The 21,258-nt window shown below is 57.3% G+C and carries 35 protein-coding genes; all 35 read left to right on the top strand.

Annotated features, from left to right (window positions below; all coding sequences use genetic code 11):
• On the top strand, positions 1 to 536 hold a 536-nt coding region (locus tag BUA36_RS18480), incomplete at its 5' end, for an EF-Tu C-terminal domain-related protein (RefSeq protein ID WP_267875114.1).
• Positions 537 to 664: 128 nt separating this feature from the next.
• Entirely contained in the window at positions 665 to 982 is a 318-nt protein-coding gene (gene rpsJ, locus BUA36_RS18485; RefSeq protein WP_072786805.1) for a 30S ribosomal protein S10, read from the top strand.
• A gap of 191 nt (positions 983 to 1,173) precedes the next feature.
• Positions 1,174 to 1,575 (top strand): glutaredoxin family protein, encoded by a 402-nt coding sequence (locus BUA36_RS18490; RefSeq protein WP_139260636.1) that lies wholly within the window; start codon positions 1,174 to 1,176, stop codon positions 1,573 to 1,575.
• Positions 1,576 to 1,676: 101 nt separating this feature from the next.
• Positions 1,677 to 1,868, top strand: coding sequence for a hypothetical protein (locus BUA36_RS18495; protein ID WP_139260637.1), 192 nt, complete (start codon positions 1,677 to 1,679; stop codon positions 1,866 to 1,868).
• A gap of 103 nt (positions 1,869 to 1,971) precedes the next feature.
• Positions 1,972 to 2,814 (top strand): DUF817 domain-containing protein, encoded by an 843-nt coding sequence (locus BUA36_RS18500; RefSeq protein WP_072786807.1) that lies wholly within the window; start codon positions 1,972 to 1,974, stop codon positions 2,812 to 2,814.
• 31 nt (positions 2,815 to 2,845) lie between these two features.
• Positions 2,846 to 3,550, top strand: a complete 705-nt coding sequence (locus BUA36_RS18505; RefSeq protein WP_072786808.1) for a siderophore-interacting protein — start codon at positions 2,846 to 2,848, stop codon at positions 3,548 to 3,550.
• Positions 3,551 to 3,936: 386 nt separating this feature from the next.
• Positions 3,937 to 6,765, top strand: coding sequence for a TonB-dependent receptor plug domain-containing protein (locus tag BUA36_RS18510; protein ID WP_229255752.1), 2,829 nt, complete (start codon positions 3,937 to 3,939; stop codon positions 6,763 to 6,765).
• A 361-nt stretch (positions 6,766 to 7,126) separates the two neighbouring features.
• Positions 7,127 to 7,783 (top strand): 50S ribosomal protein L3, encoded by a 657-nt coding sequence (gene rplC, locus BUA36_RS18515; protein ID WP_072786809.1) that lies wholly within the window; start codon positions 7,127 to 7,129, stop codon positions 7,781 to 7,783.
• Between the two features lie 3 nt (positions 7,784 to 7,786).
• A complete protein-coding gene (gene rplD / locus BUA36_RS18520; protein ID WP_072786810.1) occupies positions 7,787 to 8,407 on the top strand; it encodes a 50S ribosomal protein L4 in 621 nt (206 codons plus the stop codon).
• Positions 8,404 to 8,718, top strand: coding sequence for a 50S ribosomal protein L23 (gene rplW / locus BUA36_RS18525; protein ID WP_072786811.1), 315 nt, complete (start codon positions 8,404 to 8,406; stop codon positions 8,716 to 8,718). Before rplD ends, rplW begins: the two co-directional genes overlap by 4 nt.
• Positions 8,718 to 9,548 (top strand): 50S ribosomal protein L2, encoded by an 831-nt coding sequence (rplB, locus tag BUA36_RS18530; protein WP_072786812.1) that lies wholly within the window; start codon positions 8,718 to 8,720, stop codon positions 9,546 to 9,548. Before rplW ends, rplB begins: the two co-directional genes overlap by 1 nt.
• A gap of 9 nt (positions 9,549 to 9,557) precedes the next feature.
• Entirely contained in the window at positions 9,558 to 9,833 is a 276-nt protein-coding gene (rpsS, locus tag BUA36_RS18535) for a 30S ribosomal protein S19 (RefSeq protein ID WP_050409767.1), read from the top strand.
• Positions 9,830 to 10,162, top strand: a complete 333-nt coding sequence (gene rplV / locus BUA36_RS18540; protein ID WP_174864456.1) for a 50S ribosomal protein L22 — start codon at positions 9,830 to 9,832, stop codon at positions 10,160 to 10,162. The genes rpsS and rplV overlap by 4 nt, the downstream gene beginning before the upstream one ends.
• A 9-nt stretch (positions 10,163 to 10,171) precedes the next feature.
• Complete coding sequence (gene rpsC / locus BUA36_RS18545) at positions 10,172 to 10,951, top strand: 30S ribosomal protein S3 (RefSeq protein ID WP_072786813.1); 780 nt, start codon at positions 10,172 to 10,174, stop codon at positions 10,949 to 10,951.
• A gap of 2 nt (positions 10,952 to 10,953) precedes the next feature.
• Complete coding sequence (gene rplP, locus BUA36_RS18550; protein ID WP_072786814.1) at positions 10,954 to 11,373, top strand: 50S ribosomal protein L16; 420 nt, start codon at positions 10,954 to 10,956, stop codon at positions 11,371 to 11,373.
• Between the two features lie 12 nt (positions 11,374 to 11,385).
• Complete coding sequence (rpmC, locus tag BUA36_RS18555) at positions 11,386 to 11,577, top strand: 50S ribosomal protein L29 (RefSeq protein WP_020704377.1); 192 nt, start codon at positions 11,386 to 11,388, stop codon at positions 11,575 to 11,577.
• A complete protein-coding gene (rpsQ, locus tag BUA36_RS18560) occupies positions 11,574 to 11,840 on the top strand; it encodes a 30S ribosomal protein S17 (protein ID WP_072786815.1) in 267 nt (88 codons plus the stop codon). Before rpmC ends, rpsQ begins: the two co-directional genes overlap by 4 nt.
• A gap of 266 nt (positions 11,841 to 12,106) precedes the next feature.
• Positions 12,107 to 12,475 (top strand): 50S ribosomal protein L14, encoded by a 369-nt coding sequence (gene rplN, locus BUA36_RS18570; RefSeq protein WP_050409761.1) that lies wholly within the window; start codon positions 12,107 to 12,109, stop codon positions 12,473 to 12,475.
• 10 nt (positions 12,476 to 12,485) lie between these two features.
• Positions 12,486 to 12,800 (top strand): 50S ribosomal protein L24, encoded by a 315-nt coding sequence (rplX, locus tag BUA36_RS18575; RefSeq protein WP_056151015.1) that lies wholly within the window; start codon positions 12,486 to 12,488, stop codon positions 12,798 to 12,800.
• 6 nt (positions 12,801 to 12,806) lie between these two features.
• Positions 12,807 to 13,346 carry a 50S ribosomal protein L5 gene (rplE, locus tag BUA36_RS18580; RefSeq protein ID WP_072786817.1) on the top strand — a complete coding sequence of 180 codons (540 nt, stop codon included), beginning with the start codon at positions 12,807 to 12,809 and terminating at the stop codon, positions 13,344 to 13,346.
• Positions 13,347 to 13,352: 6 nt separating this feature from the next.
• Positions 13,353 to 13,658, top strand: a complete 306-nt coding sequence (gene rpsN, locus BUA36_RS18585; RefSeq protein WP_072786818.1) for a 30S ribosomal protein S14 — start codon at positions 13,353 to 13,355, stop codon at positions 13,656 to 13,658.
• 14 nt (positions 13,659 to 13,672) lie between these two features.
• A complete protein-coding gene (rpsH, locus tag BUA36_RS18590) occupies positions 13,673 to 14,068 on the top strand; it encodes a 30S ribosomal protein S8 (protein ID WP_072786819.1) in 396 nt (131 codons plus the stop codon).
• Between the two features lie 10 nt (positions 14,069 to 14,078).
• The gene (gene rplF, locus BUA36_RS18595; RefSeq protein ID WP_072786820.1) at positions 14,079 to 14,612 is read left to right on the top strand and encodes a 50S ribosomal protein L6; all 534 of its coding nucleotides are present in this window, start codon (positions 14,079 to 14,081) and stop codon (positions 14,610 to 14,612) included.
• A gap of 13 nt (positions 14,613 to 14,625) precedes the next feature.
• The gene (rplR, locus tag BUA36_RS18600) at positions 14,626 to 14,988 is read left to right on the top strand and encodes a 50S ribosomal protein L18 (RefSeq protein WP_072786821.1); all 363 of its coding nucleotides are present in this window, start codon (positions 14,626 to 14,628) and stop codon (positions 14,986 to 14,988) included.
• 9 nt (positions 14,989 to 14,997) lie between these two features.
• On the top strand, positions 14,998 to 15,516 hold the full coding sequence (gene rpsE, locus BUA36_RS18605; RefSeq protein ID WP_072786822.1) for a 30S ribosomal protein S5: 519 nt from the start codon (positions 14,998 to 15,000) through the stop codon (positions 15,514 to 15,516).
• Positions 15,517 to 15,525: 9 nt separating this feature from the next.
• Complete coding sequence (gene rpmD / locus BUA36_RS18610; protein WP_072786823.1) at positions 15,526 to 15,708, top strand: 50S ribosomal protein L30; 183 nt, start codon at positions 15,526 to 15,528, stop codon at positions 15,706 to 15,708.
• Positions 15,709 to 15,733: 25 nt separating this feature from the next.
• Positions 15,734 to 16,165 (top strand): 50S ribosomal protein L15, encoded by a 432-nt coding sequence (rplO, locus tag BUA36_RS18615; RefSeq protein ID WP_072786824.1) that lies wholly within the window; start codon positions 15,734 to 15,736, stop codon positions 16,163 to 16,165.
• A 31-nt stretch (positions 16,166 to 16,196) separates the two neighbouring features.
• Positions 16,197 to 17,531, top strand: coding sequence for a preprotein translocase subunit SecY (gene secY / locus BUA36_RS18620; protein ID WP_072786825.1), 1,335 nt, complete (start codon positions 16,197 to 16,199; stop codon positions 17,529 to 17,531).
• 21 nt (positions 17,532 to 17,552) lie between these two features.
• Positions 17,553 to 17,771: a translation initiation factor IF-1 gene (gene infA, locus BUA36_RS18625; RefSeq protein WP_005663428.1), complete on the top strand. Its 219-nt coding sequence runs from the start codon at positions 17,553 to 17,555 to the stop codon at positions 17,769 to 17,771.
• A 34-nt stretch (positions 17,772 to 17,805) separates the two neighbouring features.
• Positions 17,806 to 17,919 carry a 50S ribosomal protein L36 gene (rpmJ, locus tag BUA36_RS18630; RefSeq protein ID WP_005663407.1) on the top strand — a complete coding sequence of 38 codons (114 nt, stop codon included), beginning with the start codon at positions 17,806 to 17,808 and terminating at the stop codon, positions 17,917 to 17,919.
• 27 nt (positions 17,920 to 17,946) lie between these two features.
• Complete coding sequence (gene rpsM, locus BUA36_RS18635) at positions 17,947 to 18,312, top strand: 30S ribosomal protein S13 (protein ID WP_072786826.1); 366 nt, start codon at positions 17,947 to 17,949, stop codon at positions 18,310 to 18,312.
• 14 nt (positions 18,313 to 18,326) lie between these two features.
• Positions 18,327 to 18,731: a 30S ribosomal protein S11 gene (gene rpsK, locus BUA36_RS18640; RefSeq protein WP_072786827.1), complete on the top strand. Its 405-nt coding sequence runs from the start codon at positions 18,327 to 18,329 to the stop codon at positions 18,729 to 18,731.
• A gap of 194 nt (positions 18,732 to 18,925) precedes the next feature.
• Positions 18,926 to 19,549: a 30S ribosomal protein S4 gene (rpsD, locus tag BUA36_RS18645; RefSeq protein WP_072786828.1), complete on the top strand. Its 624-nt coding sequence runs from the start codon at positions 18,926 to 18,928 to the stop codon at positions 19,547 to 19,549.
• 110 nt (positions 19,550 to 19,659) lie between these two features.
• Positions 19,660 to 20,637 (top strand): DNA-directed RNA polymerase subunit alpha, encoded by a 978-nt coding sequence (locus tag BUA36_RS18650; protein WP_072786829.1) that lies wholly within the window; start codon positions 19,660 to 19,662, stop codon positions 20,635 to 20,637.
• A 117-nt stretch (positions 20,638 to 20,754) separates the two neighbouring features.
• Complete coding sequence (rplQ, locus tag BUA36_RS18655) at positions 20,755 to 21,150, top strand: 50S ribosomal protein L17 (protein WP_072786830.1); 396 nt, start codon at positions 20,755 to 20,757, stop codon at positions 21,148 to 21,150.
• Positions 21,151 to 21,258: the final 108 nt, after the last annotated feature.

Genomic DNA, 21,258 nt, shown 5'->3' on the forward strand with positions numbered 1-21,258 from the left:
ACGTGTTCTCGATCTCGGGCCGCGGTACCGTGGTTACCGGTCGTGTTGAGCGCGGCATCATCAAAGTCGGCGAAGAGATCGAAATCGTCGGTATCGTTGACACCGTGAAAACCACCTGCACCGGCGTGGAAATGTTCCGCAAACTGCTGGACCAAGGTCAAGCAGGCGACAACGTTGGTCTGCTGCTGCGCGGCACCAAGCGTGAAGACGTGCAACGTGGTCAAGTTCTGGCAAAACCAGGCTCGATCAAACCGCACAACCACTTCACCGGCGAGATCTACGTTCTGTCGAAAGATGAAGGCGGCCGTCACACCCCGTTCTTCAACAACTATCGTCCACAGTTCTACTTCCGTACGACTGACGTGACCGGTTCGATCGAACTGCCAGCGGACAAAGAAATGGTTATGCCAGGCGACAACGTGTCGATCACTGTGAAGCTGATCAACCCGATCGCAATGGAAGAGGGTCTGCGTTTCGCTATCCGTGAAGGCGGCCGTACCGTTGGTGCAGGCGTTGTTGCTAAAATCATCGCCTAATTTTTAAGCGCTGATGTAAGCAGGGGCGGCATGGTTGTGCTACCATGTCGCCCCTGCTGTACCACAATCGTTCTTTTTAAAATTGCTGGCGCTACAAAGTTGCCAGTTCGCTCTTTGAGGGAATTATCATGACCGTTACCAATCAAAAAATCCGCATCCGCCTGAAGGCTTTCGACTACAAGCTGATCGACCAGTCCGCACTGGAAATCGTTGACACCGCTAAGCGCACCGGCGCCGTTGTCAAAGGTCCAGTCCCACTGCCAACCCGCATCCAGCGTTTCGACGTTCTGCGTTCGCCGCACGTCAACAAAACCTCGCGCGACCAGTTCGAAATCCGTACCCACCAGCGCCTGATGGACATCGTTGACCCAACCGACAAGACCGTTGACGCACTGATGAAGCTGGACCTGCCAGCTGGCGTTGATGTCGAAATCAAACTGCAGTAATCGATTTTAAGCAGGCAGCTTCGGCTGCCAGCTGATGATGGGCCCGGACGTGCAAGCGTCCGGGCCCATTGTTTTTTTGGTTGGTTTGTTTTTCAGTCGCTACAGCTTGCAAATAGCAATTAATTAAAAGTATTGTTTTGGTAATTACTATATGATAATTTTATATAAATAAAACGAAGACAGGGGATGCAATGCTGACCGCCAAGCGTTTGAAGGAACTGATGTTTTATTTGCTGTTGCTGGCCGCAGGCCTGGGCGTGGGCTATGCCGCCACCCACGTGCGCGAGTGGATGGCGCCGCGCTACACGGAAGGCGATTATGCCGCCTATTTCGCGCAACACCAGACCCGGGTGGTCATGTACGGCACCAGCCATTGTCCCTATTGCGCCAAGACGCGCGACTATTTGCGTGAGCACGGCATTGCGTTTGCCGATCGCGATATCGAGAAGTCTGACCGCGCGCGCCAGGAATTCGAGCAATTGGAAGGGCGCGGCGTGCCGGTGATCCTGATCGGCAATCGCCGTATTGTTGGCTATCAGCCCGCCACGATCGCTGCGGCCCTTCAGCGCAGCACTGCGCTGGCCCGCCAGTGAGCTGAACTACACGCAGCACCCCGTTGTCGTGTCGGGGGCGCGCGTAGCGGCGTGCGCTCTGCCGTTCATCATCCGCTTGCATCTCTCTTGGAGCCATGAATATGAATAAAAAAATTGGGGTATTCCTGTTCGCCCTCGGCCTGGGCGTGTCGTCGGCGTTTGCCGGCACCCGTTGCACCAATAATTGCGATTACCTGGAGCAATATTGCCTGCGCCATGGTGGCAGCTATCACGACTGCTACGTCCAGCGTCTGGACTGCTACGACACCTGCTCTGGTATCGACGGCAACTAAGTAGCGCTAAGCTCGGGGTCCTGGACCCCGATGTCGCTACCATGGTGCCGGATACACGCCAGCCCATTGTCTTTTGGGGCGCGAACCGCTACAGTCCGTTGCCATGTTAGCTACCCTCGACGCCCACCTGCTTAATCTCAACGACCGCCAGCATCTGCGCGGCTGGCAGCGCTTTGCGCTGGAGTTCCTGTATTTTGGTATCAAGGAAGCGCGCGCCTGCCTGTTTGTCGCGCTGTTCTTTGCGGCCGTGGTTCTGGTACCGCGCGCCGGCCTGCTGGGCGTGCCGCGCTATGACTTGCTGCTGCTCATTGCGCTGGCCATCCAGGGCTGGATGGTGTGGGCCGGTCTGGAAACCTGGGACGAGCTCAAGTCCGTCTGCCTGTTCCACCTGGTGGGCTTCGGGCTGGAAGTGTTCAAGGTGTCGGGCGCGATCCAGTCATGGAGCTATCCCGATTTTGCGTACACCAAACTGTTCGGCGTGCCGCTGTTTTCCGGCTTCATGTATGCGGCCGTGGGCAGCTACGTGATCCAGGCCTGGCGCCTGTTCGACCTGCGCATCCGCCATCATCCACCGTACTGGATGGCGGTGCTGATTGCGCTGCTCATCTACGCCAACTTCTTTACCCACCATTACATCGGCGACTACCGCTGGTATCTGGCCGCGTGCGCGCTGGGCCTGTATGCGCGCACCACGGTGCTGTTTCGTCCGCTCGACCGCGAACGGCGCATGCCGCTGCTGCTGGCGTTTGTGCTGATCGGCTTCTTCATCTGGCTGGCGGAAAACATCAGCACCTTCTGGGGCGTGTGGCGCTATCCCAACCAGCTGGGCGCCTGGTCGGTGGTGCATGTCAGCAAATGGAGCTCATGGTCGCTGCTGGTGGTGATGACGTTTACCATCGTTGCCCATCTCAAGCATGTGAAAGCCCGGATTCACGTGCCGGAATAAAATATCCGCCAGCCTGGTTCGTCTCCAGGCTATGGATACCCCTACCTCTCCCCAACGCGCTGGCCGGTTCGAGTCGGCGCTGCAAAAATGGTTCACGCGTAGCGCGCAAGTGCTGGCGGTGGAACCGATTGGCGACCGCTTCCGCCTGGTCACACTGGGCGGCGGCGCATTGCGCAACGTGGCCTGGACGCCCGGCGACAAGCTCCAGGTGCAGTTTGGCGGCTGGGTGCAGCGCACCTACACGCCGATAGACTGGGACGCCACCAACGGCCGCACCCGCATCTTGGTCTACCTGCATGGCGACGCGCCCGGCACCCGCTGGGCACGCGCGCTGCGTGCCGGCGACCCTTGCGTGTTCTTCGGGCCACGCCGCTCGGTACGCCTGGCGCCCGGCGCGTCGCCGGTGGTGCTGTTTGGCGATGAAACCTCGCTGGGACTGGCCGCTGCGTTGTCACGCCAGGCGACCTTGCACATGCTGTGCGAAGTCACGGCGCGCGCGGAGGTGCTGGCGGTGATTGCGGATCTGGGGCTGGAGCATGTGCGGCTGGCCGCGCGCGGGGAGGGCGCCGCAGGCATGGCGGCTCTACTGCAGGCCGATCCCATGGCCGACATCGTGCTGACCGGTCAGGCCAGCGCCATCCAGCAGGTCACCCGGATGTTGCGTGAACAGGGCCTTGCTAGTGGGCAGCGGCACAGCAAAGCCTATTGGGCCGCCGGCAAAACCGGACTCGATTAAGGTGGTCAGGCCCGCTTGCCCGATCACGATTGGCTGCCGGCGATGATCGTGTTTTGCTGCGGAATGGCAGGTCCTGGCGGGCATGCCGCCCGCCGCCTGCACGCCCGGCGAGGCCGCCCTGCAGTCGTGATCGTTTCTTATTTTATTTGGCGTTTTTGCAAGAGTGATTGCGTAAATGTGGTCGCGCTTGATACAAAAAAACAACAAAAATATGGCGAAAAGTTGTCACGGCCATAAAAAAAGTGAAATTTTCCTTTGTGAAGCTTGCAATATTGTGCGAAATTGCGCCCTTGGCGTTGAAAGTGACGGTCGCAGCAAGACGGCCGCGTTGATCAGTGCCTGGAGAGAAGTACGAAATTCGAGAACCACCACTTCAGGGAGTAGTTTTGAAACACGAGCAGTTCTTCAAACAGAGCGCGCTGTCGCTGGCGCTCGCCATGGCTTTTGCCAATCAAGCCTCTGCACAACAAGCAGCAGAGCCAGAAAAAATCCAACGCGTCGAAATCACCGGTTCCAGCATCAAGCGCACCGCCGCTGAAGCCGCCGGTTCGATCCAGGTGCTGGGCCGTGATGACATCGCCCGCACCGGTGAAACCACCGTGCTGGGCATCCTGAGCTCGTCGTCGGCGATCGGCACCGACATCAGCTCGGCCAGCTCGTCGTCGGGTAGCTTCGCGACCGGTTCGTCCGCCGCCGGCATGCGTGGTCTGGGCAAGGTTGCCACGCTGGTGCTGGTCAACGGCCGCCGCATTGCACAGTACGGTCTGTCTGACGGCGCGCAGCAGAACTTCACCAACCTGGATGCGATCCCGGCTGCAGCCGTTGAGCGTATCGAGATCCTGAAAGATGGCGCATCGGCCATCTACGGCTCCGACGCGATCGCCGGCGTGATCAACATTATCCTGATGAAGGACTATGTAGGCGCCGAGATCAGCAGTAACTACAAAGAAGCCGATGGCTTCCGCGACATGCGCAACCGCAGCGTATCGGGCAAGATCGGCTATGGCGACATCGACGAAAACGGCTTCAACACCTACCTGACCTACGAAGCGTACAAGAGCGACGGCTACACCACCGACGACCTGCGCAACCACGTACCGGACTGGCACCGCCTGACCCCGGGCCGTTCGACCTGGGACAACCGCAGCTCGTTCTCGCCAACCGGTAACTACTTCCTGAGCGCGACCAACATCGTTGCCGCTCCAGGCTGCCCTGCAGGCAATGTGGATGCCAACGATAAACAGTGCAAAATGGATGCGCTGCCCTACGCTGGCCAGACCACCGATGCCAAGCGCTATGCGGTTGCCAGCAACACCCACTTCCGTCTGGGCAAAGAGATCGATGCCAACTTCGAGCTGACCTACGCCAGCGCATCGAACGCCTACATCGTGCCACCATTCTCGACCGCCAACGGCGGCACCACCACCTCGACCAACATCTGGTACAACGTGTACGGCGGCAAAATGGTCGGCCCGTTCAGCTATCCTAAGCTGCCAGTCGGTCACCCGAACAATCCCTACGCGGTGCCGGTGGAATACCGCGCCCGCCTGATGGATACCGGTGATGGCTTCAACTTCAACCGCACCGAATCCGACCAGTACCGCGCCATGTTGAGCCTGACCGGCGAAATCGCCGGCTTCGACTGGAAATCGGCGTTCGGCCACATGGAGTCGAAAGCCACCAAGGCTACCCGCGCACCGAGCGCCAAGGGTTATACCGACGCGATCGTCAACGGCACCTACAAGTTCGGCCAGAAGAACGACAGCGCGCTGCTGGAATCGATGTTCCCAGTCCGTACCACCGAAGGCAAATCGAAGATCACCTTCTTTGACGCCACCATTTCGGGCGAAGTGGCACAGCTGCCAGCCGGTCCGCTGGCGATCGCGGTGGGCACCGACATCCGCCGTGAATCGTACGAGATGAAGAGCTCGGACAACGTGCTGAACGGCGACCTGGTCGGCATCTTCGGTCTGCAGGTGAAAGACGCGGTGGACCACTACGCCATCTTCACCGAAGCCACCATCCCGGTGGTGAAGAAGGTGGAACTGAGCGCCGCACTGCGCGCCGACAAATCCAGCCACAGCGAAGCCCACATTTCGCCTAAACTGGGTCTGCGCTACAACGTGACCGACAGCCTGTTGCTGCGTGCGACCGCTGCGGGCGGCTTCCGTGCGCCTAACATCGTTGAATCCGGTAACGGCCTGGGTCGTAGTGCCATCACCAATTCGGTGGAAGATCCACGCCGCTGCCCGATCGCCAACCAGCTCAACGCGCTGGTGCAGAACGCCCCTGGCGCCACGGCCGGCGACAAGGCACTGGCCAACACCTACCGCGGCTACGACTGCGCCGGCTCGCTGCCAAGCTTCGCTTCCTCGAACCCTAACCTGAAGCCAGAAACCTCGCGTTCGCTGACCGCCGGTTTCGTGATCGAGCCAGTCAAGAACTGGACCGCAGCAGTGGACTACTTCTTCATCGAGCGCCGTAACGAAATCGGTACCCGCGGCACCATCGACATCCTGAAAGGCGAGGCAGGCCTGCCAGCCGGCCAGCTGGTGCGTATCGACAACACCGCGACCGACAACGAGTTCCTGGCGCTGGTGAAGAAATACGCACCGGGCACCACCCTCAACTACGGTGGCGTTGGCAAGCTGGGCATGGCGTATGATCCTTACGTCAACAGCGGCCGTACCCGTGCTTCGGGCTTCGACTTCGACGCGTCGGGCCGTTTCGATACCGATCTGGGCCAGGTCCGCATGAAGCTGGAAGGGGCCTACCTGTGGAAATACCAGGCCTTCTCGGTGGCGGACAACGCCTACGGTCCTAACCAGGCTGGCATGTACGTGGCTGGCAACAATACCTTCGCCAGCGGCTACCAGGGCATGTCCCGCCTGAACACCAAGTTCCGTCTGTTCCTGAAAAAGGGCGCCTGGGATAATGGTGTGACTGTCAACTACCGTAGCGGCTACAGCAATAACGACGAGTCGTCGCCGAACTACTGCGCTACCCAGAAAGTGGCGGCCCAGTACCTGGACACCTGCGGCAAAGTGGGCAGCAACACCACCGTCGACTACAACCTGGCTTACACCGGCATCAACCATGTCCGCCTGAGCCTGTACATCGACAACATCTTCCAGATGGAAGCGCCGATGCAATGGCGTGATGGCTACCAGCCACAATTCCGCAAGATTGGCGTTGGCGCAAACTACAAGTTCTAATCAGGTAGTGTGCTAAGCCCGAGGGGCCGGTCTGCCGCAGCAATGCGGTGGACCGGCCCTTTTTTGCATGGGACGCCGCTTTGCGGCCCGGGCAGGGTGGTGAAATGGACAAGCTGGACCCGGTAGCAACGCCATCTTCCGCACCCGTCGGCCTGCGCCGCAAGCCGCATGGCGCCGTGGTTTGCGCGGGGCTTGGCGACCGCCGCAAAAAACTGACATACCTCGTACTAAGTTGTTGCGTCAAGCCCCAAATCAAGATACACTAGCCGGCTTCGGTATGGATTCATCTTTTTATTGGTCCGTACTAATTTTAGTAGTTCAACATATCCCCGCCCAATCGTAGGTGGGAATTGGAGAAAAAATGAGCCTTGGCCTCCTCGGTCGCAAGGTTGGTATGATGCGTATCTTCACCGATGACGGGGACTCGATCCCAGTCACCGTGGTGGACGTATCGAACAACCGTGTTGCGCAAATCAAAACCCCTGAAACTGATGGTTACACTGCAGTTCAGGTCGCATTCGGTCAACGTCGCGCTTCCCGCGTGACCAAAGCCGTTGCTGGTCACCACGCTAAAGCGGGTGTTGAAGCTGGTACTCTGCTGAAAGAGTTCCGCGTTGACGCTGCCAAAGCTGCCGAACTGAAAGCTGGCGAAGTTGTCGCCGCTTCGCTGTTCGAAGTTGGTCAAAAAGTCGACGTACAAGGTGTATCGATCGGTAAAGGCTACGCCGGTACCATCAAGCGCCACAACTTTGCTTCGGGTCGTCAGACCCACGGTAACTCGCGTTCGCACAACGTTCCAGGTTCGATTGGTATGGCGCAGGATCCAGGTCGTGTATTCCCTGGTAAGCGCATGACCGGTCACATGGGTGACGTCACCACGACCGTGCAGAACCTCGAAATCGCCCGTATCGATGCCGACCGCCAGCTGCTGCTGGTCAAAGGTGCGATCCCTGGCGCCAAAAATGGCCAGGTAGTGGTTTCGCCGGCTGTCAAAGTTAAAGCAAAGAAGGGAGCTTAAACGATGGAACTCAAGCTCTTGAACGCTCAAGGTCAAGCCGCCTCTAACGTAGCAGCTGCCGATACCGTCTTCGGCCGTGACTACAACGAAGCCCTGATCCACCAGATCGTCGTTGCTTACCAAGCCAATGCTCGCAGCGGCAACCGTAAACAAAAAGACCGTGAAGAAGTCCACCACACGACCAAAAAGCCATGGCGCCAAAAAGGTACCGGCCGTGCTCGTGCAGGTATGTCGTCGTCGCCACTGTGGCGCGGCGGTGGTCGCATCTTCCCGAACTCGCCTGACGAGAACTTCACCCACAAAGTGAACAAGAAGATGTACCGCGCTGGTCTGTGCTCGATTCTGTCGCAGCTGGCCCGTGAAGACCGTCTGGTCGTGATCGAAGATCTGTCGATCGAAGCACCAAAAACCAAGCTGCTGTCGCAAAAGCTGACCGGCCTGGGCTTCGACTCCGTGCTGATCATCACCGATACCGCCAACGAAAACCTGGAACTGGCTTCCCGCAACCTGCCGAACGTGCTGGTTGTCGAGCCACGTCACGCTGATCCAATGTCGCTGGTCTTCTACAAAAAGATCCTGGTGACCAAGGCTGCGCTGGCGAAGATTGAGGAGATGCTGGCATGAGCGCATTGAAATTTAGCGAAGAGCGCCTGCTGAAGGTGCTGGTAGCTCCAGTGATTTCCGAGAAGGCCACCCTGGTCGCGGAAAAGAACGAGCAGATCGTGTTCCGTGTTACCACCGACGCGACCAAGCCAGAAATCAAAGCGGCCGTTGAACTGCTGTTCAAAGTCCAAGTGGAATCGGTGCAAACCGTGAACCGCGAAGGTAAGCAGAAGCGTTCCGGCGCCCATATCGGCCGTCGCAACCACACCAAGCGTGCTTTCGTGTGCCTGAAACCAGGCCAGGAAATCAATTTCACCGAGGAGGCTAAATAATGGCACTCGTTAAGATGAAGCCAACCTCCCCAGGCCGTCGCGGCATGGTGAAAGTTGTGAACTCGGACCTGTTCAAAGGCCGTCCGTTCGCAGCCCTGGTTGAGAAAAAATCGAAAACTGCTGGCCGTAACAACAACGGTCACATCACCACCCGCCATATCGGTGGTGGTCACAAGCAGCACTACCGCGTGATCGACTTCAAGCGTAACAGCAAAGATGGCATCCCAGCGAAAGTGGAGCGTATCGAATACGATCCAAACCGCACGGCCCACATCGCACTGCTGTGCTACGCCGACGGCGCGCGCAGCTACATCATCGCCACCAAAGGCATGGCGGTGGGCGATGCGGTGATGACCGGTTCGGAAGCGCCGATCAAGTCGGGCAACTGCCTGCCGATCCGCAACATCCCAGTCGGCACCATCATGAACTGCGTGGAAATGCTGCCAGGTAAAGGTGCCCAGATGGCCCGTACCGCCGGCGCTGGCGTGGTGCTGATGGCGCGTGAAGGTACTTACGCTCAGGTGCGTCTGCGCTCGGGTGAAGTGCGTCGCGTGCACATCGAGTGCCGTGCGACCGTGGGTGAAGTCGGCAATGCCGAACACAGCCTGCGCAAGATCGGTAAAGCTGGTGCGATGCGTTGGCGCGGTGTTCGTCCTACCGTTCGCGGTGTGGTCATGAACCCGGTCGATCACCCGCACGGTGGTGGTGAAGGTAAAACCGCAGCTGGTCGTCACCCTGTTTCGCCATGGGGCCAACAGACCAAGGGTAAGAAGACTCGCAGCAACAAGCGTACTTCTTCGATGATCGTCTCGCGCCGCGGCAAGAAATAAGGATAAATCATGACTCGTTCATTGAAAAAAGGGCCGTTCTGTGACGCCCACCTGGTGAAAAAAGTCGAAGCCGCGCAAGCGACCAAAGACAAAAAGCCAATCAAAACCTGGTCCCGTCGCTCGACCATCATGCCTGACTTCATCGGCCTGACGATCGCTGTTCACAACGGCAAGCTGCACGTGCCAGTGTACGTTTCCGAGAACATGGTAGGTCACAAGCTCGGCGAATTCGCGCTGACCCGCACGTTCAAAGGCCATGCCGCTGACAAGAAGGCGAAGAAATAATGGAAACCAAAGCTATCCTCAAAGGCGTGCGCCTGTCGGACCAAAAGGGCCGTCTGGTTGCTGACCTGATCCGTGGCAAGAAAGTTGACGCAGCCCTCAACATTCTGCAGTTCAGCCCGAAAAAAGGCGCCACCATCATCAAGAAAGTGCTGGAGTCGGCTATCGCCAACGCCGAGCACAACGATGGTGCCGACATCGACGAACTGTTCGTGAAAACGATCTACGTTGAAAAGGGCCCGATCCTGAAGCGCTTCACCGCGCGTGCAAAAGGTCGTGGCGATCGTATCTCGAAACAATCGTGTCACATTTATGTGACCGTCGGCAACTAAGGAGCCAAGATGGGTCAGAAAATTCATCCAACTGGTTTCCGCCTGGCGGTAACCCGTAACTGGGCTTCGCGTTGGTACGCTGGCAATGGTAACTTTGCCGACATGCTGAACGAAGACCTGAAAGCACGTACCTACCTGAAAGCCAAGCTGAAGAACGCTTCGGTCGGCCGCATCGTCATCGAGCGTCCTGCCAAGAATGCGCGTTTCACCATCTACAGCTCGCGTCCAGGCGTGGTCATTGGTAAAAAAGGCGAAGACATCGAAGTACTGAAGTCGGCGCTGACCAAGATCATGGGCGTGCCGGTGCACGTGAACATCGAAGAAATCCGCAAGCCGGAAATCGATTCGCAGCTGATCGCTGACTCGATCGCTCAGCAGCTCGAAAAACGTATCATGTTCCGCCGCGCCATGAAGCGCGCGATGCAGAACGCGATGCGCCTGGGCGCCCTGGGCATCAAGATCATGTCGTCGGGTCGTCTGAACGGCATCGAGATCGCCCGTACCGAATGGTACCGCGAAGGCCGTGTGCCACTGCACACCCTGCGCGCTGACATCGACTACGGCACGTCGGAAGCTTCGACCACCTACGGCATCATCGGTGTCAAGGTCTGGGTCTACAAGGGTGACCGCTCGCCGACCGGCGAAGCCCCTGTGATCGATACCCCGCCAGACGAGAAAAAGCCACGTGGCCCACGTCGTGAAGACGGCAAGCCAGCTGGCCGCCCACGCCCAGCTGGTGCTGGTGGCGCCCGCCGCGCTGCTAAGCCAGCCGAGAAAGCAGGAGAATAATCATGCTGCAACCAGCACGCAGAAAGTATCGTAAAGAGCAGAAAGGCCGTAACACCGGCATTTCGCACACCACCGGCACCAACGTGTCGTTTGGCGAGTTCGGTCTGAAAGCCGTGGCTCGTGGCCGTATCACTGCCCGTCAAATCGAAGCAGCGCGTCGCGCCATGACCCGCCACATCAAACGTGGTGGCCGTATCTGGATCCGTGTGTTCCCGGACAAACCGATCTCGAACAAGCCTGCCGAAGTCCGTATGGGTAACGGTAAGGGTAATCCAGAGTACTACGTTGCTGAAATCCGTCCGGGCAAAGTCCTGTACGAGATGGACGGCGTAGGCGAAGAACTGGCGCGCGAAGCATTCCGCCTGGCCGCTGCCAAACTGCCACTGGCGACCACGTTCGTGGTCCGTCAAGTTGGTCAATAACAGGAGTGAATTATGAAAGCATCTGAACTCCGCGGCAAAGACCAGGCAGCTCTGCAGAAAGAGCTGAACGATCTGCTGAAAGCCCAGTTCGGCCTGCGTATGCAAACCGCTACGCAACAGCTGAGCAACACTTCGCAGCTCAAGAAGGTACGTCGCGATATCGCACGCGTAAAAACGGTAATGAACACGAAGGAAGCAAAATGACCGAGCAAGTAAAGCTGAAGCGTACGCTGATCGGTAAAGTTGTGTCCGACAAGATGGACAAGACCGTTACCGTGCTGATCGAACGTCACGTGAAACACCCTCTGTATGGCAAGATCATCGTTCGTTCGGCCAAGTACCACGCCCACGACGAGACCAACCAGGTGAAAGCCGGTGATACGGTGGAAATCACCGAAGGTCGTCCGATCTCCAAAACGAAGGCATGGACCGTGACCCGTGTGGTGCAAGCCGCACAAATCGTTTAATTGAGAAGCGCGCCGCCAAGCCTGTGGTGTTGGCGGTGTTTTTCAATTAGTTCTTGCAAGCCCGCGAGTTGTATGTAATACTCGTGGGCTTCGTTCATGTAACGCCGCAAAGTGTCTGGCCACAGACGCTGAACCGTGCGGTCAGTATGCAGTTCGAAGGTCAAGCACCCAAGCAGCGGCGCCAGCAGGCGCTTCTGGCGGGACCAAGACTGACCGCAGGTCCGCATTGTGTGGATTCTTCGGCTTAAGTTGGGAAAGAGAATATTATGATTCAAACTGAAAGCCGGCTCGAAGTAGCCGACAACACCGGTGCCAAGGAAGTCATGTGCATCAAGGTGTTGGGCGGTTCCAAGCGCCGTTATGCTGGCATTGGCGACGTGATCAAGGTCACCGTAAAGGTGGCTCAGCCACGTGGTCGTGTCAAAAAAGGTGAAATTTATAACGCCGTGGTAGTGCGCACCGCTAAAGGTGTTCGCCGCCAAGACGGTTCCCTGGTGAAGTTCGACGGCAATGCCGCCGTACTGCTGAACGCCAAGCTGGAACCGATCGGTACGCGTATCTTTGGACCAGTGACGCGCGAACTGCGCACTGAAAAGTTCATGAAGATCGTGTCCCTGGCACCTGAAGTACTGTAAGGAGTCAGTAATGGATAAGATTCGTAAAAACGACGAAGTCATCGTTCTGGCCGGTAAAGACAAGGGCAAACGCGGTGTCGTTTCGCGTCGCGTAGACGCAGAACACGTTGTGGTTGAAGGCGTCAACGTTGCTAAGAAAGCGACCAAGCCGAACCCAATGACTGGCGTTCAAGGTGGTATCGTCGACAAGACTATGCCGATTCACGTGTCCAACGTTGCATTGTTCAATGCAGCGACTGGCAAGGCAGACCGTGTTGGTTTCAAAGATGTCGACGGCAAAAAAGTCCGCGTCTTTAAATCGTCCGGCGAAGTAGTGAAGGCTTAAGAAATCATGGCACGTCTCCAAGAATTCTATAAAGAAAAAGTCGTCGCTGACCTGACCGAGAAATTCGGCTACAAGTCGGTGATGGAAGTTCCGCGTCTGACCAAGATCACCCTGAACATGGGTGTGGGCGAGGCGATTGCGGACAAGAAGGTCCTCGAGCACGCGGTAGGCGACCTGACCAAGATCGCTGGCCAGAAGCCAGTGACCACCAAGGCACGTAAAGCGATCGCGGGTTTCAAAATCCGTGAAGGCTACCCGATCGGTACGATGGTGACCCTGCGCGGCGCCCGTATGTACGAGTTCCTCGACCGCTTCATCACCGTGGCCCTGCCACGCGTGCGTGACTTCCGCGGTGTGAATGGCAAGGCCTTCGATGGTCGTGGCAATTACAACATCGGTGTGAAAGAGCAGATCATCTTCCCTGAGATCGAGTACGACAAGATCGATGCGCTGCGTGGTATGAACATTTCGATCACCACCACCGCTAAGACCGACGACGAAGCGAAAGCTCTGCTCGCCGCCTTCAAATTCCCGTTCAGGAACTAAGAGATCATGGCAAAACTCGCACTGATTAACCGTGAAGCGAAACGCGTAGCGCTGGCGAATAAATTCGCCGCCAAACGCAGCTCGCTCAAGGCCATCATTGATGACCAGTCGAAGTCGGAAGAAGAACGTTACGAAGCGCGCCTGAAACTGCAAGCGCTGCCACGTAACTCGGCCCCGACCCGCCAGCGTAACCGCTGCGCCATCACCGGTCGTCCGCGCGGCACCTTCCGTAAATTCGGTCTGGGCCGTATCAAGCTCCGTGAATTCGCCATGCGTGGTGAAATTCCGGGTATGACTAAAGCTAGCTGGTAATAGGAGAATAAGCAATGAGTATGAGCGATCCTATCGCCGATATGCTGACCCGCATTCGCAACGCCCAAGGCGTTCAAAAAACGACCGTGGCCATGCCATCGTCGAAAGTCAAAGTAGCGATTGCCAACGTCCTCAAGGACGAGGGTTACATTGAAGATTTCGCAGTCGCTGAAGATGGCGGCAAGTCGGAACTGAAAATCGGTTTGAAGTACTACGTAGGCCGTCCTGTTATCGAGCGCCTGGAACGTGTTTCGCGTCCAGGTCTGCGCGTCTACAAAGGCAAGGACGAAATCCCATCGGTCATGAATGGCCTGGGTGTGGCAATCGTGTCGACTCCGCAAGGCGTCATGACCGATCGTAAAGCACGCGCTACCGGTGTCGGCGGCGAAGTGATTTGCTTCGTGGCTTAAGGAGTTAGACATGTCCCGTGTAGCTAAAATGCCAATCGCTGTGCCAGCTGGCGCTGAAGTCGCCATCTCCGCAGCAGCGATTACCGTCAAGGGCCCGCTGGGCGTCTTGACCCAGAGCCTGAACGGCCTGGTTAAAGTGGAAAACAACGCTGGTACCCTGAGCTTTGAGCCGTCCAACGACAGCCGCGAAGCCAACGCCATGTCCGGTACGCTGCGCGCACTGGTCAACAACATGGTGAACGGTGTGACCAAGGGCTTCGAGAAAAAGCTGAACCTGGTGGGCGTGGGCTACAAAGCCCAGGCCCAAGGTGACAAGCTGAACCTGTCGCTGGGTTTCTCGCACCCGGTCGTGCACGCCATGCCAGAAGGCGTGACCGTGACCACCGCCACCCCGACCGAGATCGTCATCAAAGGCATCGATCGTCAAAAGGTGGGTCAGGTTGCTGCAGAAGTTCGTGCTTACCGCGCTCCGGAGCCTTACAAAGGCAAGGGCGTCCGTTATTCGGACGAAGTGGTTAAGATCAAAGAAACCAAGAAGAAGTAATTAGGGGCTGACGATGGATAAAAAAGAATCTCGTCTGCGTCGCGGACGTCAAACCCGGATCAAGATTGCGCAACTGAAAGTGAACCGCCTGTCGGTTCACCGCACTAACCTGCACATCTACGCAAACCTGATCAGCCCGGAAGCCAAAGTACTGGTTTCGGCCTCGACCGTTGAAGCGGAAGTACGCGCTGAACTGGCTGGCCAATCGGGCAAGGGTGGCAACGCCGCCGCCGCCGCACTGGTCGGCAAGCGCGTAGCAGAAAAAGCACTCAAAGCCGGTATCACCGAAGTCGCCTTCGACCGTTCCGGTTTCCGTTATCACGGCCGTGTGAAGGCGCTGGCAGAAGCCGCGCGTGAAGCCGGTCTGAAGTTCTAAGGAACGATCATGGCAAAAATGCAAGCAAAAATGGCAAGCGACAAGCCGGATGATGGCATGCGCGAAAAAATGATCGCGATCAACCGCGTGACCAAAGTGGTCAAGGGTGGTCGTATCATGGGTTTCGCCGCGCTGACCGTAGTAGGTGACGGCGATGGCCGCATCGGCATGGGCAAGGGCAAGTCGAAAGAGGTACCAGTCGGTGTGCAGAAGGCAATGGAAGAAGCCCGTCGCAACCTGATCAAAGTACCACTGAAGAACGGCACGCTGCACCACACCGTCCTGGGTCGCCACGGCGCCTCGAAAGTCATGATGTCGCCTGCTAAACCAGGTACCGGCGTCATCGCTGGCGGCGCAATGCGCGCGATCTTCGAAGTCATGGGCGTTACCGACGTGGTCGCGAAATCGACCGGTTCGAGCAACCCGTACAACCTGGTTCGCGCCACGTTGGACGGCCTGGCTAAACTGAGCACTCCTGCTGACATCGCTGCGAAACGCGGCAAGTCGGTGGAAGAGATCCTGGGCTAAGGTGACCACATGACTACGAAAACCCTCAAAGTACAACTGGTGAAGGGCCTGATCGGCACCCGTCAAGACCACCGTGCCACCGTGCGCGGCCTGGGCCTGCGTCGTGTCAACTCGGTTGCAGAACTGCAGGACACCCCATCGGTACGCGGCATGATCAACAAAGTGTCGTATCTCGTTAAAGTAGTTGCGTAAGCCCCGGCTTACTCACGGAGAAATCATGGAACTGAATACCATTCAACCAGCCGACGGCGCCAAGCACTACAAGCGCCGCGTCGGCCGCGGTATCGGCTCCGGCCTGGGTAAAACCGCAGGCCGCGGCCACAAGGGTCAGAAATCGCGTTCGGGCGGCTTCCACAAAGTCGGCTTCGAAGGCGGTCAGATGCCTCTGCAACGTCGTCTGCCGAAGCGCGGTTTCAAGTCGCTCAACGCCACCTTCAAAGCTGAAGTGCGTCTGTCCGACCTGAACCACCTGGCCGTTGGCGATGTCGACATCCTGGTGCTGAAACAAGCTGGCGTACTGAGCGTGCTGGCACGTGATGTACGCGTCATTCTGTCCGGCGAGATCACCAAAGCGGTGAACCTCAAAGGCCTGAAAGTGACCGCTGGCGCGAAAGCCGCCATCGAAGCAGCCGGCGGCTCGGTAGCTTGAGCCACCGCTAACAGCTTGATCGGAGCGAAAATTGGCGACTAATCCACAATTGGCTAAAAGTGCAGCAGCTGGTTTCCCTTGGGGCCGGCTCTGGTTCCTGCTTGGCGCATTGGTGGTTTATCGTATCGGCGCTCACATCCCGGTTCCCGGGATCGATCCGGTACAATTGGCCGCGCTGTTCAAGTCGCAAGAGGGCGGCATCCTGGGCATGTTGAACATGTTCAGCGGTGGCGCGCTCGCGCGCTTCACGGTGTTTGCGCTGGGTATCACGCCGTACATTTCGGCCTCGATCATCATGCAGTTGGTGTCGATCGTGTCGCCGCAGATGGAAGCGTTGAAGAAGGAAGGCGAGGCTGGCCGACGCAAGATCACGCAGTACACCCGGTATTTCACGGTGTTGCTGGCGGCGTTTCAGGCGTTGGGCATTGCAGTCGCGCTGGAGTCGCAGGCAGGTCTGGTGCTGGATCCAGGCTATGCATTCCGTTTCGTGACGGTCGTTACGCTGTTGACCGGAACCATGTTCGTGATGTGGTTGGGCGAGCAAATTACCGAGCGTGGTCTGGGTAATGGCATCTCGATCATCATTTTCGCGGGTATCGCTGCCGGTCTGCCGGGCGCACTGGGTGGCCTCGGCCAGTCGGTGAGCAACGGTTCGATCGGTGCCTTGTCCGCGATCATCATCATGGCCTTGGTGGTGGCGGTGACGTTCCTGGTGGTATTCGTGGAACGTGGCCAACGCAAGATTCTGGTGAACTATGCGAAACGCCAGGTGGGTAACAAGATTTACGGTGGACAAACCTCGCACCTGCCATTGAAGTTGAATATGGCCGGCGTGATCCCACCGATCTTCGCTTCGTCGATTATCTTGTTCCCAGCAACGATCGTGGGCTGGTTTACGACGGGCGCCGATACGGCCAACCCGGCGGTCCGGTTCCTGAAAGATTTGGCAGCATCGATGGGGCCAGGCGAGCCCATCCACGCACTGTTGTACGCCATTGCGATCGTGTTTTTCTGTTTCTTCTATACAGCGCTGGTCTTCAACAGCAAGGAAACAGCAGATAACTTGAAGAAGAGCGGGGCCTTTGTGCCAGGGATCCGTCCCGGTGAGCAGACTGCCCGCTACATCGACAAGATTCTGACCCGATTGACACTGGCTGGCGCCATCTACATCACCTTGGTGTGTTTGTTGCCGGAATTCATGGTAGCCGAGTGGAAAGTGCCGTTTTATTTTGGTGGTACTTCTCTGTTGATTATTGTGGTTGTGACCATGGACTTCATGGCCCAAGTACAAAACTACGTGATGTCGCAGCAATATGAATCGCTGCTGCGCAAAGCAAACTTCAAAGGCGGAATTCCGACGCGATAAGCGCGGTTTCAAACATACCGAATGGCAAAAGACGACGTCATACAGATGCAGGGCGAGATCCTAGAAAATCTCCCTAATGCAACATTTCGAGTAAAGCTGGAAAACGGGCACGTGGTGCTGGGGCATATTTCAGGTAAAATGCGGATGAACTACATCCGCATCCTGCCTGGCGATAAGGTGACGGTCGAACTGACACCTTACGACCTGTCCCGCGCCCGCATTGTGTTCCGGACCAAGTAATTTTAGATAATCGAACCTTAGAAGAGAGTTCATCATGAAAGTTAACGCCTCAGTCAAGCGGATCTGCCGCAACTGCAAGATCATCAAGCGCAAGGGCGTTGTTCGCGTAATCTGCGTCGAACCACGTCACAAGCAGCGTCAAGGTTAATAACCGTTATTTATCGAGGAATAACGAATGGCACGTATTGCAGGGGTTAATATCCCAAATCATCAGCACACCGTTATCGGCCTGACCGCCATCTACGGTGTTGGCCGTCCACGCGCGAAGTTCATCTGCGCGCAGACCGGTATTGCGACCAACAAAAAGGTCAAAGACCTGGACGACAGCGAACTGGAAAAGCTGCGCGATGAAGTAGCAAAATTCATCGTTGAAGGCGATCTGCGTCGCGAACTGTCCATGAACATCAAACGTTTGATGGACCTGGGTTGCTACCGCGGTATGCGTCACCGTAAGGGCCTGCCGGTCCGCGGTCAACGCACCCGTACCAATGCACGTACCCGCAAGGGCCCGCGCAAAGCCGCTCAATCGCTCAAGAAATAATCTAGGGAAATCACATGGCTAAGCAACAAAGCAGCGCAGCAGCAGCGCGCGTACGCAAGAAGGTCAAGAAGAACGTTGCCGAAGGTATCGCACACGTTCACGCTTCCTTCAACAACACCATCATCACCATCACCGACCGTCAGGGCAATGCCCTGTCGTGGGCGACCTCCGGTGGTGCTGGCTTCAAGGGTTCGCGTAAATCGACCCCGTTCGCAGCGCAGGTTGCTGCTGAAGCCGCTGGTAAAGTCGCGATCGAATGCGGCGTGAAGAACCTGGAAGTACGCATCAAGGGCCCAGGCCCAGGCCGTGAATCGGCCGTGCGTGCACTGAACAACCTGGGCATCAAGATCACCGAGATCCAGGACGTGACGCCAGTTCCACACAACGGCTGCCGCCCTCCAAAGCGTCGTCGTATCTAATGGCCGAGACCGGCGTTGCCGGTCTCGCTGTTACACAATAAAGCTGGTGCAGGAAGCTGGTGACGGCTATACTGCCCGGCTATTGTCGTCTGTTGGCTTGCCGGCAGACTTTAAGCCACGTCTGGCTCCCCGCAGACCAGACTAGCGTTCAGCCCGCGTGGGTTGGGACGTCATTATTTTAAAAAGGAAGTACCGTGGCACGTTATATCGGACCAAAAGCAAAACTTTCCCGCCGTGAAGGCACTGATCTGTTCCTGAAGAGCGCCCGTCGCTCGCTGGACAGCAAATGCAAACTGGACGTCAAACCAGGTCAGCACGGCGTGAAGTCGGGCGCTCGTACCTCGGACTACGGCAACCAGCTGCGCGAAAAGCAAAAAGTCAAACGTATGTACGGCGTGCTGGAACGTCAGTTCCGTCGCTACTTCGCAGAAGCCGACCGTCGCAAAGGCAACACCGGCGAAACCCTGCTGAAGCTGCTGGAAGCCCGTCTGGACAACGTTGCGTACCGTATGGGCTTCGGCTCGACCCGCGCTGAAGCACGTCAGCTGGTATCGCACAAAGCCTTCACCGTGAACGGCAATGTGGTGAACATCGCTTCGTACTCGGTTAAAGTGGGCGACGTCGTTGCTGTGCGCGAAAAAGCCAAGAAACAAGTGCGTATCGTTGAAGCGCTGTCGCTGGCGGAACAAGTTGGCATGCCAGCTTGGGTGTCGGTGGATGCCAAGAAAATGGAAGGTACTTTCAAGTCCCTGCCAGAGCGCAATGAGATCGCTGCTGACGTCAACGAATCGCTGATCGTCGAACTGTACTCGCGTTAATCTGTCGTCTAAGTAGCACCAAAACCCGCCCGCTTTGTTAAGCGGGCGTTTTCACTAATGCCATCAGCCTTATCGGCCTAACGCGCCGAGGGTATTGAAAAGGACATTTCATGCAAAACAGTTTGTTGAAACCACGTATTATCGATGTAGAAGCGCTGGGCGCCGGTCACGCCAAAGTCGTGATGGAACCATTTGAACGCGGCTACGGCCACACCCTGGGCAACGCGCTGCGCCGCGTACTGCTGTCCTCGATGATCGGCTACGCGCCGACCGAAGTGACCATCGCCGGTGTGGTGCACGAGTACTCGTCGCTGGACGGCGTGCAAGAAGACGTGGTTGACCTGTTGCTGAACCTGAAGGGCGTTGTGTTCAAAGTGCACAACCGTGACTCCGTCACCCTGACCCTGAAAAAAGAAGGCGAAGGCGCTGTGCTGGCATCGGACATCGATCTGCCGCACGACGTCGAGCTGATCAACCCGGACCACGTGATTGCTCACCTGACCGCCGGCGGCAAGCTGGACATGCAGATCAAGGTTGAAAAAGGCCGCGGCTACGTTCCTGGTAACGTGCGTCGCCTGTCGGAAGACACCAACAAAACCATCGGCCGCATCATTCTGGACGCGTCGTTCTCGCCAGTGCGCCGTGTGTCGTACTTCGTTGAGTCCGCCCGTGTGGAACAGCGTACCGACCTGGACAAGCTGATCATCAACATCGAAACCAACGGTGTGATCTCGCCAGAAGAAGCGATCCGTCAATCGGCGCGCGTGCTGGTGGACCAGCTGAATGTGTTCGCGGCACTGGAAGGCACCGAAGCGGCGGCGGAAGCGCCATCGCGTGCGCCGCTGGTCGATCCGATCCTGCTGCGTCCAGTCGACGACCTGGAACTGACCGTGCGTTCGGCCAACTGCCTGAAAGCCGAAAACATCTACTACATCGGCGACCTGATCCAGCGTTCGGAAAACGAACTGCTGAAGACCCCGAACCTGGGCCGCAAGTCGCTGAACGAGATCAAGGAAGTCCTGGCTTCCCGTGGTCTGACCCTGGGCATGAAGCTGGAAAACTGGCCGCCTGCTGGTCTGGAAAAGTAATTTTTGTAGCACCGCCTGCTGCATGTCGTAGCGGGCGTATTTAACTGAAACCGGTCCGCGCTCCTGCCTGGCTTGAGCGATCGAAGAACTCGGGTATAAACATCGAAAGGAAGTACCATGCGTCACCGTCACGGCCTCCGTAAACTGAACCGTACCTCGTCCCACCGTCTGGCTATGCTGCGCAACATGACCGTCTCGCTGCTGCGTCATGAAGCCATCAAAACCACGCTGCCAAAAGCTAAAGAACTGCGCCGCGTTGTTGAGCCTATCCTGACCCTGGGCAAGACCGACACCCTGGCAAACAAGCGTCTGGCATTCGCCCGTCTGCGCGACCGCGAAATCGTAGGCAAACTGTTCTCGGAACTGGGCCCACGTTACGCTGCACGTAACGGCGGCTACCTGCGCATCCTGAAAATGGGTTTCCGCGTTGGCGACAATGCTCCTATGGCTTACGTTGAACTGCTGGACCGTCCAGAAGTCACCGCTGTAGAAGACGCTCCAACCGCTGAGTAATCCGGTTCTCGCATCACTGAAAAGCCAGGCCTAGCCTGGCTTTTTTTTCGTCTGTTGCCGAGAAGACGATTGACTTTGAAATAGGAATCGTTATCATTCGCGTTTCTA

Source organism: Duganella sacchari (genome assembly GCF_900143065.1).
In the GTDB taxonomy this organism is placed as follows: domain Bacteria; phylum Pseudomonadota; class Gammaproteobacteria; order Burkholderiales; family Burkholderiaceae_D; genus Rugamonas; species Rugamonas sacchari.

Excerpts from the sequence above, each read along its gene's own strand:
- rpsJ (WP_072786805.1), top strand. The coding sequence starts at position 665 with ATGACCGTTACCAATCAAAAAATCCGCATCCGCCTGAAGGCTTTCGAC.
- BUA36_RS18490 (WP_139260636.1), top strand. The coding sequence starts at position 1,174 with ATGCTGACCGCCAAGCGTTTGAAGGAACTGATGTTTTATTTGCTGTTG.
- BUA36_RS18495 (WP_139260637.1), top strand. The coding sequence starts at position 1,677 with ATGAATAAAAAAATTGGGGTATTCCTGTTCGCCCTCGGCCTGGGCGTG.
- BUA36_RS18500 (WP_072786807.1), top strand. The coding sequence starts at position 1,972 with ATGTTAGCTACCCTCGACGCCCACCTGCTTAATCTCAACGACCGCCAG.
- BUA36_RS18505 (WP_072786808.1), top strand. The coding sequence starts at position 2,846 with ATGGATACCCCTACCTCTCCCCAACGCGCTGGCCGGTTCGAGTCGGCG.
- rplC (WP_072786809.1), top strand. The coding sequence starts at position 7,127 with ATGAGCCTTGGCCTCCTCGGTCGCAAGGTTGGTATGATGCGTATCTTC.
- rplD (WP_072786810.1), top strand. The coding sequence starts at position 7,787 with ATGGAACTCAAGCTCTTGAACGCTCAAGGTCAAGCCGCCTCTAACGTA.
- rplW (WP_072786811.1), top strand. The coding sequence starts at position 8,404 with ATGAGCGCATTGAAATTTAGCGAAGAGCGCCTGCTGAAGGTGCTGGTA.
- rplB (WP_072786812.1), top strand. The coding sequence starts at position 8,718 with ATGGCACTCGTTAAGATGAAGCCAACCTCCCCAGGCCGTCGCGGCATG.
- rpsS (WP_050409767.1), top strand. The coding sequence starts at position 9,558 with ATGACTCGTTCATTGAAAAAAGGGCCGTTCTGTGACGCCCACCTGGTG.
- rpsC (WP_072786813.1), top strand. The coding sequence starts at position 10,172 with ATGGGTCAGAAAATTCATCCAACTGGTTTCCGCCTGGCGGTAACCCGT.
- rplP (WP_072786814.1), top strand. The coding sequence starts at position 10,954 with ATGCTGCAACCAGCACGCAGAAAGTATCGTAAAGAGCAGAAAGGCCGT.
- rpmC (WP_020704377.1), top strand. The coding sequence starts at position 11,386 with ATGAAAGCATCTGAACTCCGCGGCAAAGACCAGGCAGCTCTGCAGAAA.
- rpsQ (WP_072786815.1), top strand. The coding sequence starts at position 11,574 with ATGACCGAGCAAGTAAAGCTGAAGCGTACGCTGATCGGTAAAGTTGTG.
- rplN (WP_050409761.1), top strand. The coding sequence starts at position 12,107 with ATGATTCAAACTGAAAGCCGGCTCGAAGTAGCCGACAACACCGGTGCC.
- rplX (WP_056151015.1), top strand. The coding sequence starts at position 12,486 with ATGGATAAGATTCGTAAAAACGACGAAGTCATCGTTCTGGCCGGTAAA.
- rplE (WP_072786817.1), top strand. The coding sequence starts at position 12,807 with ATGGCACGTCTCCAAGAATTCTATAAAGAAAAAGTCGTCGCTGACCTG.
- rpsN (WP_072786818.1), top strand. The coding sequence starts at position 13,353 with ATGGCAAAACTCGCACTGATTAACCGTGAAGCGAAACGCGTAGCGCTG.
- rpsH (WP_072786819.1), top strand. The coding sequence starts at position 13,673 with ATGAGTATGAGCGATCCTATCGCCGATATGCTGACCCGCATTCGCAAC.
- rplF (WP_072786820.1), top strand. The coding sequence starts at position 14,079 with ATGTCCCGTGTAGCTAAAATGCCAATCGCTGTGCCAGCTGGCGCTGAA.
- rplR (WP_072786821.1), top strand. The coding sequence starts at position 14,626 with ATGGATAAAAAAGAATCTCGTCTGCGTCGCGGACGTCAAACCCGGATC.
- rpsE (WP_072786822.1), top strand. The coding sequence starts at position 14,998 with ATGGCAAAAATGCAAGCAAAAATGGCAAGCGACAAGCCGGATGATGGC.
- rpmD (WP_072786823.1), top strand. The coding sequence starts at position 15,526 with ATGACTACGAAAACCCTCAAAGTACAACTGGTGAAGGGCCTGATCGGC.
- rplO (WP_072786824.1), top strand. The coding sequence starts at position 15,734 with ATGGAACTGAATACCATTCAACCAGCCGACGGCGCCAAGCACTACAAG.
- infA (WP_005663428.1), top strand. The coding sequence starts at position 17,553 with ATGGCAAAAGACGACGTCATACAGATGCAGGGCGAGATCCTAGAAAAT.
- rpmJ (WP_005663407.1), top strand. The coding sequence starts at position 17,806 with ATGAAAGTTAACGCCTCAGTCAAGCGGATCTGCCGCAACTGCAAGATC.
- rpsM (WP_072786826.1), top strand. The coding sequence starts at position 17,947 with ATGGCACGTATTGCAGGGGTTAATATCCCAAATCATCAGCACACCGTT.
- rpsK (WP_072786827.1), top strand. The coding sequence starts at position 18,327 with ATGGCTAAGCAACAAAGCAGCGCAGCAGCAGCGCGCGTACGCAAGAAG.
- BUA36_RS18650 (WP_072786829.1), top strand. The coding sequence starts at position 19,660 with ATGCAAAACAGTTTGTTGAAACCACGTATTATCGATGTAGAAGCGCTG.
- rplQ (WP_072786830.1), top strand. The coding sequence starts at position 20,755 with ATGCGTCACCGTCACGGCCTCCGTAAACTGAACCGTACCTCGTCCCAC.